Annotated in this window: 14 protein-coding genes; 6 read left to right on the top strand and 8 right to left on the bottom strand. The window is 62.4% G+C overall.

What is annotated here, in order from left to right; translation table 11 throughout:
• Positions 1 to 140: 140 nt before the first annotated feature.
• Both yejK and HRH33_RS06080 read left to right on the top strand, forming a co-directional pair.
• The gene (gene yejK, locus HRH33_RS06085; RefSeq protein ID WP_010212893.1) at positions 141 to 1,145 is read left to right on the top strand and encodes a nucleoid-associated protein YejK; all 1,005 of its coding nucleotides are present in this window, start codon (positions 141 to 143) and stop codon (positions 1,143 to 1,145) included.
• Positions 1,145 to 1,495 carry a glutaredoxin family protein gene (locus HRH33_RS06080; protein WP_034137113.1) on the top strand — a complete coding sequence of 117 codons (351 nt, stop codon included), beginning with the start codon at positions 1,145 to 1,147 and terminating at the stop codon, positions 1,493 to 1,495. The genes yejK and HRH33_RS06080 overlap by 1 nt, the downstream gene beginning before the upstream one ends.
• On the opposite strand, the gene HRH33_RS06075 is transcribed toward HRH33_RS06080, so the two are convergent.
• Genes HRH33_RS06075 through HRH33_RS06055 form a run of 5 tightly spaced genes read right to left on the bottom strand, consistent with a single transcriptional unit; the run spans position 1,496 to position 5,259 of the window.
• Positions 1,496 to 2,473 carry a FecR family protein gene (locus HRH33_RS06075; RefSeq protein ID WP_167417240.1) on the bottom strand — a complete coding sequence of 326 codons (978 nt, stop codon included), beginning with the start codon at positions 2,471 to 2,473 and terminating at the stop codon, positions 1,496 to 1,498.
• Positions 2,470 to 3,045 carry an RNA polymerase sigma factor gene (locus tag HRH33_RS06070; RefSeq protein ID WP_376782726.1) on the bottom strand — a complete coding sequence of 192 codons (576 nt, stop codon included), beginning with the start codon at positions 3,043 to 3,045 and terminating at the stop codon, positions 2,470 to 2,472. The genes HRH33_RS06075 and HRH33_RS06070 overlap by 4 nt, the downstream gene beginning before the upstream one ends.
• A 13-nt stretch (positions 3,046 to 3,058) precedes the next feature.
• Positions 3,059 to 3,385: a DUF3325 domain-containing protein gene (locus HRH33_RS06065; protein ID WP_034137110.1), complete on the bottom strand. Its 327-nt coding sequence runs from the start codon at positions 3,383 to 3,385 to the stop codon at positions 3,059 to 3,061.
• Entirely contained in the window at positions 3,386 to 4,960 is a 1,575-nt protein-coding gene (locus tag HRH33_RS06060; protein WP_034137109.1) for a PepSY-associated TM helix domain-containing protein, read from the bottom strand.
• A complete protein-coding gene (locus HRH33_RS06055) occupies positions 4,957 to 5,259 on the bottom strand; it encodes a DUF3649 domain-containing protein (RefSeq protein WP_167417241.1) in 303 nt (100 codons plus the stop codon). Before HRH33_RS06055 ends, HRH33_RS06060 begins: the two co-directional genes overlap by 4 nt.
• A gap of 169 nt (positions 5,260 to 5,428) precedes the next feature.
• Between HRH33_RS06055 and HRH33_RS06050 the strand changes: the two genes are divergently transcribed.
• From HRH33_RS06050 to fecA, 3 genes are all read left to right on the top strand, one after another.
• On the top strand, positions 5,429 to 5,917 hold the full coding sequence (locus tag HRH33_RS06050; RefSeq protein WP_167417242.1) for a sigma-70 family RNA polymerase sigma factor: 489 nt from the start codon (positions 5,429 to 5,431) through the stop codon (positions 5,915 to 5,917).
• Positions 5,914 to 6,855 carry a FecR domain-containing protein gene (locus HRH33_RS06045; RefSeq protein WP_167417243.1) on the top strand — a complete coding sequence of 314 codons (942 nt, stop codon included), beginning with the start codon at positions 5,914 to 5,916 and terminating at the stop codon, positions 6,853 to 6,855. Before HRH33_RS06050 ends, HRH33_RS06045 begins: the two co-directional genes overlap by 4 nt.
• A 90-nt stretch (positions 6,856 to 6,945) precedes the next feature.
• Positions 6,946 to 9,285: a TonB-dependent Fe(3+) dicitrate receptor FecA gene (gene fecA / locus HRH33_RS06040; protein ID WP_167417244.1), complete on the top strand. Its 2,340-nt coding sequence runs from the start codon at positions 6,946 to 6,948 to the stop codon at positions 9,283 to 9,285.
• Here fecA and HRH33_RS06035 read toward each other — a convergent pair whose 3' ends face one another.
• Positions 9,286 to 10,158: a LysR family transcriptional regulator gene (locus HRH33_RS06035; RefSeq protein ID WP_123480636.1), complete on the bottom strand. Its 873-nt coding sequence runs from the start codon at positions 10,156 to 10,158 to the stop codon at positions 9,286 to 9,288.
• 107 nt (positions 10,159 to 10,265) lie between these two features.
• Between HRH33_RS06035 and HRH33_RS06030 the strand changes: the two genes are divergently transcribed.
• Positions 10,266 to 11,774, top strand: a complete 1,509-nt coding sequence (locus HRH33_RS06030; protein ID WP_167417245.1) for an MFS transporter — start codon at positions 10,266 to 10,268, stop codon at positions 11,772 to 11,774.
• A 60-nt stretch (positions 11,775 to 11,834) separates the two neighbouring features.
• Here HRH33_RS06030 and HRH33_RS06025 read toward each other — a convergent pair whose 3' ends face one another.
• Positions 11,835 to 12,245 (bottom strand): HPF/RaiA family ribosome-associated protein, encoded by a 411-nt coding sequence (locus tag HRH33_RS06025; protein ID WP_167417246.1) that lies wholly within the window; start codon positions 12,243 to 12,245, stop codon positions 11,835 to 11,837.
• A gap of 217 nt (positions 12,246 to 12,462) precedes the next feature.
• Positions 12,463 to 13,407 (bottom strand): LysR substrate-binding domain-containing protein, encoded by a 945-nt coding sequence (locus HRH33_RS06020; protein ID WP_167417247.1) that lies wholly within the window; start codon positions 13,405 to 13,407, stop codon positions 12,463 to 12,465.
• Between the last annotated feature and the right edge of the window lie 49 nt (positions 13,408 to 13,456).

Raw genomic sequence — 13,456 nt, 5'->3', positions numbered from 1 at the left:
CTAAACCGTGAAAAAAAGGCATATGCCCCGTCGGACGGTGTGCAAAACCCCCTTCGAGGCGTGTCTTGGCCAATGGGTGCGGTACACTGGGCAACTTTTCGGGGAGGCCAACCGCTCCCCTTCAACCAGCCGAGAAGCCTATGCCGATCCGTCATTGCATCGTCCACCTGATCGACAAAAAACCCGACGGCACACCTGCGGTTCTCCATGCCCGCGACTCCGAGCTTGCCGAGTCCGCCGCCATCGAAAACATGCTCGCCGACCTCAACGAGAGCTATAACGCCAAACAAGGCAAGGCCTGGGGTTTCTTCCATGCCGAGTCCGGCGCGCACCCGTTCAGCGGCTGGTTGAAGGAGTATTTCGATGGTGGCCAGGACTTCACCACGTTCAGCCGCACGGCGGTCGAGCACCTGCAGAAGCTGATGGAAGAATCCAACCTCTCCACCGGCGGCCATGTGCTGTTTGCCCACTACCAGCAAGGTATGACCGACTACCTGGCCATCGCCCTGCTGCACCACAGCGAAGGCGTGGCGGTGACCGACGAGCTGGACGTGACGCCCTCGCGCCATCTGGACCTGGGCCAGTTGCATCTGGCGGCGCGCATCAACGTGTCCGAGTGGCAGAACAACAAGCAGTCCAAGCAGTACATCTCGTTTATCAAAGGCAAGAACGGCAAGAAGGTCTCGGAGTACTTCCGCGACTTTATCGGCTGCCAGGAGGGCGTCGACGGCCCCGGCGAGACACGTACCCTGCTCAAGGCCTTCAGCGACTTTGTCGAGAGCGAAGATCTGCCGGACGAATCCGCCCGCGAAAAAACCAAGACCCTGGTGGATTACGCCAGCAGCCAGGCCAAACTCGGCGAGCCCATGGGCCTGGAAGAACTGTCCGGCCTGATCGATGAAGATCGGCCCAAGGCGTTCTACGACCACATCCGTAACAAGGATTACGGCCTGTCGCCGGAGATCCCGGCCGATAAACGTACCCTCAACCAGTTCCGCCGCTTCACCGGGCGCGCCGAAGGCTTGTCCATCAGTTTTGAAGCGCACCTGCTGGGCGACAAGATCGAGTATGACGAAGCCGCCGGCACCTTGATCATCAAGGGCCTGCCCACCCAACTGACCGACCAGCTCAAGCGCCGCAACTGATGCTCGGCGGGGTGTTCAAGAAAGTCCTGCTGGTGTTGCTGGTGGTGGTGGTCTTTCAGAACTGGGGCAAGATCGAGCGAGTGTTCAACCCGTCCCAGGTGGTGTCCGAGCAGGTTCGCGCCAATGCGCGCGTGGTGCTCTACACCACCGAATGGTGCGGCTACTGCAAGCAGATTCGCCGCTTCCTGGACCAGAAAGGCATTCCCTATCAGCAATTCGATATCGAAAAAGACGCCCAGGCGCGTAAGGCGTACGAGGCGCTGGGCGGCGGCGGGATTCCGTTTGTGGACGTCAATGGCACGCTGATTCGCGACTACCGGCCCGAACAGATCATGGCGGCGTTGAAATAATCAGCGCACCACGATCAGCCGTCCCAACAGGTTGTGTTGCTCGAAGCCCAGCACCGCCTGCAACGCATTCAGCACTGCCTGTGGATCTTTGCTCGGGAAACTGCCGCTGACGCGCTTGGCGCCCATCGCTTCGTTTAGCAACAGGATGCGGCCAGGGTAGTAACGTCCAAGGTCCTCGACCACGTCGGCCAACGGCGCTTTGTAGTAATTGAGCCAACCGTCGCGCCAAGCCAGGCGCGATGCGCTGTCGACGGCATGCAGGGGCTGGGCGATGCCATCGGCATAAGCGATCTGCTGGCCGGCGGTCAGTACCTGTTGCCGGCCTTGTTTCGACGCTGTCACCCCAACACGCCCAGTCAACACCGTCACCTGCGCGCCCGCCGGTTGCAGGCGCACTTCAAATTGCGTGCCGAGCACCCGTGCTTCACCGCTGCCCGCCTCCACCACAAATGGCTCACCGGTGTGGGTCACGCTGAAAAAGCCGGCGCCACGCCGCAACTGGATATGCCGCTCGCCGTGGGTGAAATCCACCGCGATGGCGCTGTCGGCATCCAGGGTCACTTGAGTGTTATCCGCCAGGGTCACGGTCTTGACCTCCCCCGGCGCGCTCACATAGTCGGCCCCGAAGTCATCGACCCAGCGCGACGGCTGCCACCCGGCGCCCATCGAAATCATCAGCAGCAGGCACGCGGCCATGGCCAGTGCGCCCGACCAACGCACCGCCCGCGAACGCTTCGAGCGGTTCATCGCATCGAGGTAGCCCTGCAGCGCTTGAGCCTCTTCATTCGCAAGCTGGCGTGCGGGCACTTCGCTCAACTCCCACAGCACTTGGGCCTGGGCATAGGCTTCGACGTGGGCCGGGTCGGCGCGCAACCAGCGGCTGAACGTGGCCTGATCGCCGCTGCTGGGCTGGTCGTGCAGCAGGCTCAGCCAGGCCAGGGCGGCTTTTTCCTGGTCGGACGTGGGGGTGAGGTTCACGGTGCTTTCCCTGGCGTGCGTGGGGTCGATGGCTCGCGAAGGCTGGCCTTGCAGGCTTCGAGGGCACGCATCATATGTTTTTCCACGGCACTTTGGGACAACCCCATGGCCTTGGCGATATCAGCGTATTTGCGCCCATGGATACGGTTGAGCAGAAAGATGTGCCGGGTGCGCTCGGGCAGGCTGCGCAGGGCCGCTTCGACATGCCGCAGATCATTGCCCGCTTCCAGCGCCGCCTGGGGTTCGCAGCCCTGGTGGTCATGCTGTTCCGGCAGCCAGCCTTCATTGCTACGCACCCGCGCGCCTTCGCTGCGCAGGTGATCGATGGCGATATTGCCCGCGCAACGCAACAGGTAGGTGCTGAGTTCTTCGACCTGCACCAGGGGCCGACGCCAGAAGCGCAGGAACAGGTCCTGCACCAAGTCCGCCGCGGTGGCGCGACAGCCCACGCGGCGATTCACCAGGGCTTCCATCTGTGAACGCTGAGATAGGAACACCTGCAAAAAATGCGCGCGTCCACCCTGCGCATCGGCCTGGGGCGGGTCCTGGGAATCCGGTGGGGTGCCGATCATCATGCAAAGACGCTCAGAGGGTGGCGAAGGCCGCAACTGGACTGGCCAGCAGGCCGACGCCCGCCAGGATCAAGGCCAGCCTTGGCCGATACGGCAACAACAGCACCAGCAGCAAAGCGCTGAGCATCAACACCGCGCACCACTCCACCAAGCCTTGAGCCCAGCCGGCGACTGCGACCGCCGGCGCTATCGACAGCGTCAGCAACAACCAGCCCGCCACACGTAAGCCCAGGCGCCGAGCGGGCGACGGTTTACTGCGCAGCAGTTCGCCATGGTGACGGTCGGTGGCCAGGCACAACGCGGTAAACCCGGCGTAACACATCAACAACGCGATCAACATTCAGTGGGCCTCGCGCTTGAGAGTCAAGGTTCGTGGGCGCTCTGGCTTGGCCGCCGGCGCGCTGCGACGCTGCATCTTGCGGGCGGCCCAAGCGAGGAACAGGCCGCTGGCCAGACACGTCAGGTCGAACCCGGCCATGGCCCAATCGCCGCTGGCCAGTGACACCCCCAGGTGATGGGAAGTGGTCAGTGCATTGAGCACCGGGATTGCCATAAACAGCAGTGCGGCGACGCTCAGTTGCTCGACCCAGCCCTGGCGGCCTCGGCGCAGGATCGCGTGCAGCAGGCTCAAGCCCCAAGCGATGAAGAACGCCTGCACCTCCCAACTGGAACGCTCGGCGAAGCTCACCGGCAGCAGCCGGTTGGCCCAGAAAAACGCCGCAATGGCGATCAACAGCCCGGACATGCTGGCGATGTTCAGCACTTCCACCAGACGCAGTTCAAACGGCATCCCATCGGTTTTGGCATGTTTGAGTTGCCGCTTACCCAGCCAGATCACCAGCCCGGTGCCGATCATGGCCGTGCCCGCCAGGCCACAAATAAAGTACAACCAGCGCAACACCGGCCCGGCGAAATGGCCCATGTGCAGACCGTAGAAACTGCCGCCGACCACCGCCGGCAACGATGGCTCGCCGCTGACCCGCAGCAGCTCGCCGGTGGTGCCGTTGAACGACACGGTGCTGCCAAAGTCATGCACCACGCTGTCGGAACCGGCGCGGAACACATTCACTGACGCATTCACATCGCTGGGATTATTCACCGCCACACGTCCGACATGGCCGCCCGCCCACTGCGCTCGCGCCTGTTCGTACATCGACGCCAACGGCAGCAAGCGGCCAGGCTGGCCGAGGGCCGGGGCGTTATCGGTGGCCGGGAATACTTCGCTGAAGAATGCCCGTGTGTCGTTGCCGTAGGAGGCCAGGATCGGCGCCGGCATCACCATGCTCATGAAAATCACCAGGCTGCTGTAGGTGATCATCAAATGGAACGGCAATACCAGCACACCCACGGCGTTATGCCCGTCGAGCCAGGAACGTTGGCCTTTGCGCGGGCGGAAGGTGAAGAAGTCCTTGAAGATTTTTTTGTGGGTGATGATGCCGGTGATCAGCGCCACCAACATCACCATCGCGGCCAGGGTGGACAACCAGCGCCCCCACGGATGGGGCATTTGCAGTTGGAAGTGGAAACGATAGAAGAACTCGCCGCCCATGCTTTCCCGAGCCTGCACGGCGAGGCCGGTCAGCGGGTCGAGGGTTTTCTGTATGAAATTGCCGCGTTTGCCGGGGTCGACTTTGTCTTGCCACATCACCGAGAGGCCGGGGTCGCGGGCATCCGGCAGGTTGATAAACCAGCGCGCGGCGGTCGGGGCGTTTTCCTGCAAGTACTGTTGCGCCACGTTCAGGCTGCGCACGTCGTCCAGCGGATGCGCCTGTACTTCAGGCTGCATCCAGTGGCTGATCTCTTCCTTGAAATAGGCCAGGGTGCCCGTCAGAAAAATCGCGAACAGCAGCCAGCCGAAGATCAACCCGGCCCAGGTGTGCAACCAGGCCATGGCCTGACGGAAGCCTTCTTTCATGTACGCGCCATCCAAAACCCCAGACCCGCCAGGGTGGCAAACACCGCACTGGGCAGCATCACGCCGAGCCAGGCGCGCATGGCGCTACGGCAGGCAAAGCACCAGAGCACGGCCAGTAGATAGAACAAAAAGGAACTCATCATCCCGGTGATCACCGCGTCGGCACGAGAAGTCGGCAACCACAGCGCCAGGCAGATACTGGCCAGGGAGGCCATCAGGTAGCCGCCAATGACCGCCGCCAACACACGTGACGTGACGGCAAAGCGGTAAGCCAGAGGCAGTGAGGGTTTGCTTTTCATGGGAGGGCGCCAGGTTCGTCAGCGCGCAATATTAATGATAAATATTCTCATAAGCAAAACAGAACGGATGAATCACCTCCCCGTTCCGATTGCCGAACCTCGTTGCTGGCCCTACAATGCGAACAATTCTTGTTCTCTAACGCCTACCGATGCTTGCGGAGTGTTCGCGTTGTCGCCGTCCAACACCGTCGAAGTTTTGTACAACGACCATCACCACTGGCTCATCGGCTGGTTGCGACGCAAGCTCGGCTGCCCGGAAAGTGCCGCCGACCTGGCCCAGGACACCTTTATCCGCGTGCTCACCGCCCGCGAAACCCCGACGCTGATCGAACCGCGCGCCTTCCTCACCACCGTGGCCAAGCGCGTGCTGTACAACTTCTATCGCCGCCAGGACCTCGAACGCGCCTACCTCGAAACTCTCGCGCAGATGCCCGAGCAGGTAGCGCCCTCGGAAGAAGAACGCGCAGTCATCCTGCAAACCCTGATGGAGCTGGACCAATTGCTCGACGGCCTGCCCGTTCAGGTCAAACGCGCCTTTCTGCTGGCCCAGCTCGACGGCCTCACTTACGCGCAGATCGGCGCCGAGTTGGGCATCTCCATCGCCACCGTCAAACGCCACCTGCATAAAGCGGCGCTGCGCTGCTACTTCGCCCTATGAACGTTTCCCACCAGGTGGCTGAACAAGCTGTGCACTGGCTGCTGGAAATGCAGCAAGGCGCGCTCACCCCGCGTCAGCAGGCCGCCTGGCAGCAGTGGCTGAACGCCCACAGCGAACACCAGCGCGCCTGGGAGCATATCCAACGCGTCAATCAACGCCTGCGCGGCATGCCTTCGCCTTTGGCCCACGCAGCGCTGAATGCGCCAACCTCCAACAGTCGGCGCCAGGCGTTGAAGTTGTTGTTGATCCTGGGTGCCGGCTCGGCCGCGGCCTGGAGCCTGCGCCAGCAGCACATCCTGCCGCCGCTGACCGCAGACTACCGCAGCCCCGTCGGCCAGCGACGCAAGGTACAGTTGGCGGACGGCAGCCAATTGCAGCTCAACACCGGCAGCGCGGTGGATGTGCATTTCGATGGCGAACAACGCCTGGTGCGCCTGCTCGAAGGCGAGATCCTGCTCAACGCCAACTCCGGCAGTAGCCCGCTGCAAGTGCTGACCAGCCAGGGCCTGCTCAGCAGCCAAGCCGCGCGCGTCAATGTGCGCCAGTTCAACGATCACACTCAAGTGGCGGTGCTCAATGGCCGCGTCGAGGTGATGCCCAACACCTACAGCGGCCTGCCGCTGATGGTGGAGGCGATGCGCCAGGTCAATTTCACCCGCAAGGGCTGGGACACGCCGCGCGCCACCGACGCCAACAGCGGCGCCTGGGCCGAAGGCATGCTGATGGCCGCCCATATGCGCCTGGAGGACTTCCTCGGCGAACTGGGACGCTATCGCCGCGGCCAGCTCAATTGCGATCCGCAGGTGGCCAATCTGCTGATTTCCGGCAGCTATCCATTGGATGACAGCGAACGCATCCTCGACCTGCTGGAAATAAGCCTGCCGGTGAAAGTCCGGCGTTTCACCCGCTACTGGGTCACGGTGCAGGCCCGCGCTTAAATTATTTCCAAACACCGTGAGCCGTTTTCCGTACCTCGCGTGACAGAGAAGGAAAGCCCCCTTGATCCTTCCTTCTCAGGACCGCCCTTCATGCCCCAGCAACCCACCCTTCTCGCCCGCACCCTGCGCCAACTGCTGCTCGGCGCCAGCCTCAGCCTGACGGTGCTGCCGTCGGTGATGGCGGCCGAGACCAAGCCTTATCACATCGCCCCCGCCTCCCTTGAGGCGGCGCTCAATCAATTTGGCCGCGAAGCTGGCGTGTTGATTTCGTTCAGCTCCGAGGTCACCGCCGGCCTGCAGAGTCGCGGCCTATCCGGCAACTACAGTGCGGCCGACGGCCTGCAAAAGCTGCTGGAAGGCACCGGCCTGCAAGCACGCGCCGAGGGCGACAACGCCTACAGCGTGCAACCGGCCAGCGCACCGGCCACTATTGAGTTGGGTACTTCCAGCGTGGTCGGCGACTGGCTCGGCGATGCGGCACAGACCAACGTATTCGAACACCCCGGCGCCCGCGACGTGATCCGCCGCGAAGAGTTCGAACGCCAAGGTGCCACCCAGGCCCGCGACGTGCTCAACCGCATCCCCGGCGTCAACGCCCCGGACAACAACGGCACCGGCAGCCACGACATGGCGCTCAACTTCGGCATCCGTGGCCTTAACCCGCGCTTGGCCTCGCGCTCTACTGTGCTGATGGACGGAATTCCGGTGCCGTTCGCGCCCTATGGCCAGCCGCAGTTGTCCTTCGCGCCGATCAGCATGGGCAATATGGACGCGGTGGACGTGGTACGCGGTGGCGGCGCCGTACGCTACGGCCCACAGAACGTCGGCGGCGTGGTCAACTTCGTGACCCGTGCGACCCCGGACGCCCCCACCGTCAAAGGCGGCCTGCAGACTGAAACCAGCCCATCCTCCAGCCACGATGGCTTCAAGACCACTGGCAACCTGCTGGCCGGCGGCACTGCCGAGAATGGCCTGGGCGGCGCGCTGCTGTACTCCGGCACCCGGGGCGGCGACTGGCGCGAACACAGCGACACACGCATCGACGACCTGATTCTCAAAGGCAAGTACCAACTCGACGACGCCAACAGCTTCAATGCCATGGCGCAGTACTACGAAGGCCAGGCCGATATGCCCGGCGGCTTGAACGTCGCGGACTACAAGGCCGACCCGTATCAGTCCACCCGCCCCTACGACAAATTCTGGGGTCGCCGCACGATGTTCAACGTTGGCTACCGCTACGAGCAGGACCGTCGCGAATTTACCGTCAACAGCTTCTTCACCAAGACCCTTCGCAGCGGTTACCTGGATCAGGGCACGTTCCTGTCGCTGTCGCCGCGTGAATACTGGGTACGCGGTCTGGAAACCCGCTTCGCCCAAGGCTTCGACCTCGGCCCGACCAGCCATGAAGTCGGCGTCGGCTACCGCTATATCAACGAAGCCGGCCACGAACTGCGCTACCGCACACCGATCAACGCCAATAACCAGCAGCTCCCCAACACCGATAGCCGCAACGACCGCGACACCCGGGGCGGCACCGAAGCCAATGCGTTTTTCATCGACGACCGGATCGATATCGGCAAATGGACCCTCACCCCGGGCATTCGCTACGAGATGATCGAATCCCAGCAGACCAACAACCTCAGCAACGTCAAGTACAAGGGCGACTACAACACCGCGTTGCCGGCGCTCAACGTGCTGTATCACGTCACCGACGATTGGAACCTCTACGCCAACACCGAGGGCTCGTTCGGCAGCGTGCAATACAGCCAGATGCCCAATCGCGTGACCAGCGGCGAAGTCAAACCGGAAAAAGCCCGCACCTGGGAACTGGGCACCCGCTATGACAACGGCACCCTGCGCGCGGAAATCGGCGCGTTCCTGATCAACTTCGACAATCAGTACGAAAGCAACCAGACCAACGATTCGGTGATCGCCCGTGGCGAAACCCGGCACCAGGGCATCGAGACCAGCGTGAACTACGCCCTCGACGGTTTGAGCCCGGCACTGGCCGGTTTCGACGTGTACGCGTCCTACGCCTATGTCGACGCCACCATCCGCGAAGACGGCCCAAACAAAGGCAACCGCGTGCCCTTCTCGTCCAAACACAAGGGCACGCTGGGCGTGGGTTACACCGAAGGCCCCTGGAAGCTCAACCTCGACAGCAGCTACCAGAGCAGCCAGTTTGCCGACAACGCCAACACCCGTGCCGAAACCGCCGACGGTGCCAATGGACGCATCCCCGGCTACATGCTGTTCAGCAGCCGCGCGGCATACGACTTCGGCCCGCAGCTGTCGGACCTGAACGTCGCGGTCGGGGTGAAAAACATCTTCAACAAGCAGTACTTCACCCGTTCGTTCGATGACAACAACAAGGGCAAATACGTCGGCGAACCGCGCACGGTGTATGTGCAGACCTCCATCGCGTTCTGATCAACTGCCCGCCAGGCACGAGGGCGTGCCGGCCACCAGCGCGTCGATGGCACAGCGCGTCTTGGCCGGCAGGTGAGTGGCCGTTGGCCAGATCACATGGATCGGTGCGGGCTGCTCACGGCAGTCCGGCAGCACCGCCACCAATTGCCCACGCAGCACGTAATGGGCAATCAACCAACTCGGCAACCACGCCAGGCCGACACCCGCCATCGCGGCATCGGCCACGGCCTGTAGGTCGTCCATGATCAACGGCGAGGCGATGCCGGCACGCTGCGTAGGTTGGCTGCGATAGGCGATGCTACGGCGACTGGCAAGGTCGTCGACATGATGGATCGGTCCCGTGCGCTGCAGGTACGCCGGTGACGCGGCCAAGCCCATCACTTGTTCGCCCAGGCGTCGTGCGCTGAGCCGGTCGGTATCGGGCAATGCGCCGATGCGTACGGCAATATCGAACCCTTCCTGCGCCAGGTCCGTCAGCCGATCGGCGAAGCAAATCTCCACCTCCAGCCCTGGATACCGGTCCATCAAGCCCCACAGCGCCGGCGCCGCGTAGTGATGACCGAACGCCAACGGTACGCTCGCCCGCAGGCGCCCGCGCGGTTGCTGCCGACCGCTTTGCAGCACCGATTCGGCAGCCTCCAGCTCCGCCTGGGCGCGCAAGCAATGTTCGTAGTACGCCTGGCCATCCTCGGTCAGACGTTGACGGCGAGTGGAGCGCTGTAGCAAACAGGTGCCCAGCCGCGCTTCCAGCCGCGCCAAGCCCTTGCCAACGGCGGACCGCGTGAGGTGCAAACGTTCGGCGGCCTCAGTCAGGCTGCCGCTTTCAACGATCTGCAAAAACAATTCAACGCCATCGAAACGGGGGGTGACCATGATGTGATTGTCGCCTTTAATTCCCTAACTGGCGGAAAACTTATCACGGATAAAGAATTCAATTCCCCTGAAAATAGCTAATCCATTTTTGTTTACAGGAGAATCCCATGCCCGCCGCCGATACCTTGACCGCCAGCCCCGCGCGCGCTCCCCGACAGGCCATCGCCCTCACCGCCGTGTGCCTGGTGGCGCTGATGTTCGGCCTGGAAATCTCCAGCGTGCCCGTGCTTCTGCCCACACTTGAACATGCACTCGGCACGGGTTTCCAAGACGCCCAATGGATCATGAATGCCTACACCCTGGCCTGCACCAGCGTGCTGATGGCGGCCGGCACCCTGGCTGATCGCTTTGGGCGGCGACGCGTGCTCGTGCTGTGCTTGTGGCTATTTGGGCTGGCGTCACTGGCCTGCGGGCTGGCCGACAGCGCCGCCACCCTGATCACGGCACGCTTTGTTCAGGGCATCGGCGCCGGGGCGATGATGATTTGCCAGTTCGCGATTCTCTCGCATCTGTTCCGTGAACCGGCGGCACGGGCGCGGGCATTCGCCATCTGGGGTGTGATCGCCGGTATCGGCCTGGGCTTCGGGCCGATGGTCGGCGCGTTGATCCTCGCGGTCGCGGATTGGCGCTGGGTGTTTCTGGTGCATGTGCCGCTGACACTGTTCACCCTGTTGCTGTTGCGCATCAGTGTGCAGGAATCCCGCGATCCGGCCGCCTACCGCCTGGATATCGGCGGCATGCTGACCCTGACATTGGCGGTGTTTGCCCTGGTGTATGTCATCACCCAGGGCAGCGAAAACGGCTTCGCCACGCCGGCGATGCTGGGCTGGGCCAGTCTGTCAGCGGCCGCCTTATTGTTGTTCGTGCAGATCGAACGGCACAGTGCGCACCCGATGTTCGATTTTTCGGTGTTCCGCATTCGCCGCTTCAATGGCGCGCTGATGGGGTCGATCGGCATGAACGTCAGTTTTTGGCCATTCATGATCTACCTGCCGCTGTATTTCCAGACCGGCCTGGGCTACGACACCCTCACTACCGGCGCTGCGCTGCTCGCCTACACACTGCCCACCTTGCTGGTGCCGCCTCTAGCCGAGCGCCTGGCATTGCGCCATGGTGCCGAGCGCATCATTCCGCTGGGCCTGGGTTTGATGGGGGCGGGTTTTCTGGCGATGGCCGCCGCTAACCAAGCCGAGCACGCCGCTGTCGGATGGATACTGGCCAGTTGTGTGATCGCCGGCGTGGGCCTGGCGCTGATCAATTCCCCAACCACCAACACCACTACCGGTTCGGTGTCGGCGGATCGGGCGGGAATGGCGTCGGGCATCGATCTGAGCGCGCGCCTGATTACGTTGGCGCTCGCTATTGCGCTGATGGGCCTGGTGGTATTGCTGGGCATCAGCCACTACCTGGGCAGTGTGCTGCCTGCCAGCTCGGCCCAGACATGGCCGGCCATCAGCCAGCAACTTGCAGCGGGCAAACTCAACGCGGCGGGGCTGACAACGGCGGATGCACAGGCGGCGCTGCGCCACGGGGCTGGCTGGGCGATGGTATTCGCGGGGTTGGGAGCGGCTGGGTTGGGGCTGTTGAGCGGGTACTTTTTCCGACGAGTCCAGTAACGAAAAACGGGCCTGCGTGTGCAGGCCCGTTTCCAGAGGGGATGACAGAACGGTCAGTGATCAGCCGTTGAAAACGGCGCGTTCTTTTTCCAGGAACTCCTGTTCAAGCTCATCTTCGTTGACTTTGGTGGTCGGCTGGCCTTTGCCGGCAGCGCGAGGCTTGCCTTGCAGTTTACCGAACAGGTGTTCCAGCGCGTGGTCCAGCTTGGTCGCTGCACCGTCGATCGCTTGTTCCAAGGTATCGGCCTTGTGCAATACCGACAGCGCTTGATGGCCTTTTGGCCGCGCTTCCAGGCGGCAACTCAGATCATGGGGGCCAGGCTTGTCGCCGTTCTCATCCCGCAGGTAGACCTCGACACGGGTCAGGTCTTCTTCATAACGTTCGAGCGTGCTCTCAATGGTAGTACGTACCCACTCCTCCAGTCGGATGCTGCTTTCAATATGGTTATCGCTATTGACTTGGATTTGCATAGTTCTTCCCTTATTTCAGCTAGCTCGCGAGAGATCACAAACTGCAACACCGTTGTGGTGAAACCATGACCTCTTGATTACACAATTGAGCACCTGCGGAAACAATTCAACCCCTTTGCAAAGATAAATCCTACATTACAAATTAACCCTGACGACAAGCAAAAACGCTGGTAGGGTGGGGAGTTAGTTACATCTTCTTACGTCCTATCGATCTTCATCATTGCGCCTCTCCCAACGGGTGCAAACTGCGAAAAACCCCCGCTTCCTCTACCAGCCAGTCATGTACCGCGCGCACGCCCGGGTGGCTCAACGCGCCTGGCGCGTACAGCAACACGTAACGTTTGTGGTTCGGCACGGCAAGGCCGAACGGCACGATCAAGGTGCCGCGCTCCAGCTCATCGTTGAGCAAGGTACGCCGCGCAATGGCCACCCCCATGCCGGCGATGGCCGCTTCGATGGTCAGGTGGTTGCGGTTGAAGGTATGGCCGCGGCGCACATCGGCGTCGTGACAGCCGATGGCATTCAAGTAGAACTCCCACTCGGCGTACTCATAACTCCCACGCCAGGCGGTGATGTCGTGCAACAGCGGGAAATGCGCCAGGTCGACGGGGCCATGCAACGGCGGGCGTCCGCGCAGCAGGCTCGGCGCGCACACCGGGAAGATCTGTTCGTCGAGCAAGGCTGTGGATAAAAGGCCAGGGTAGCTGCCGTCGTTGAGGTCGATGGCCAGGTCGAAGTCGCCTTCGTGCAGGGCGACGCTGCTGTCTTCGGCGACCAGGCGCAGTTGGATATCCGGAAAGCGTTGCTGCAGACGCGGCAAGCGCGGGGTCAACCACTTACCGAGGAACGACGGGATCGACCGCAGCCGCAAGGTGCCGCTGATCATGCCCGCGTCCAGCCGCCGCAACTCGGCGTCGATGCTGCCGTAGGCCTCCCCCACCGTCGCCGCTAATCGCTGCCCCTCGGCACTGAGTTCCACGCCCCGGGCGCGCCGATGGAACAGGCGAAAGCCTAGGCGCTCCTCCAATTGGCGAATCTGCTGACTCACCGCCCCCGGCGTGATGTGCAGTTCTTCGGCGCAGCGGGTGAAAGACAAATGCCGCGCCGCACAGGAGAAAACATGCAGCCAGACGTACGTCTGACCATGGAGTGGCCGAACCATAGGGTTTAGTCCTGCTAAAGGGTTTCTTAGGAGAATTCGTTGGTCAGTG

The organism is Pseudomonas rhodesiae (assembly GCF_013285305.1).
Lineage (GTDB): Bacteria > Pseudomonadota > Gammaproteobacteria > Pseudomonadales > Pseudomonadaceae > Aquipseudomonas > Aquipseudomonas rhodesiae.
This window is presented reverse-complemented; position numbering and strand designations above follow the sequence as displayed.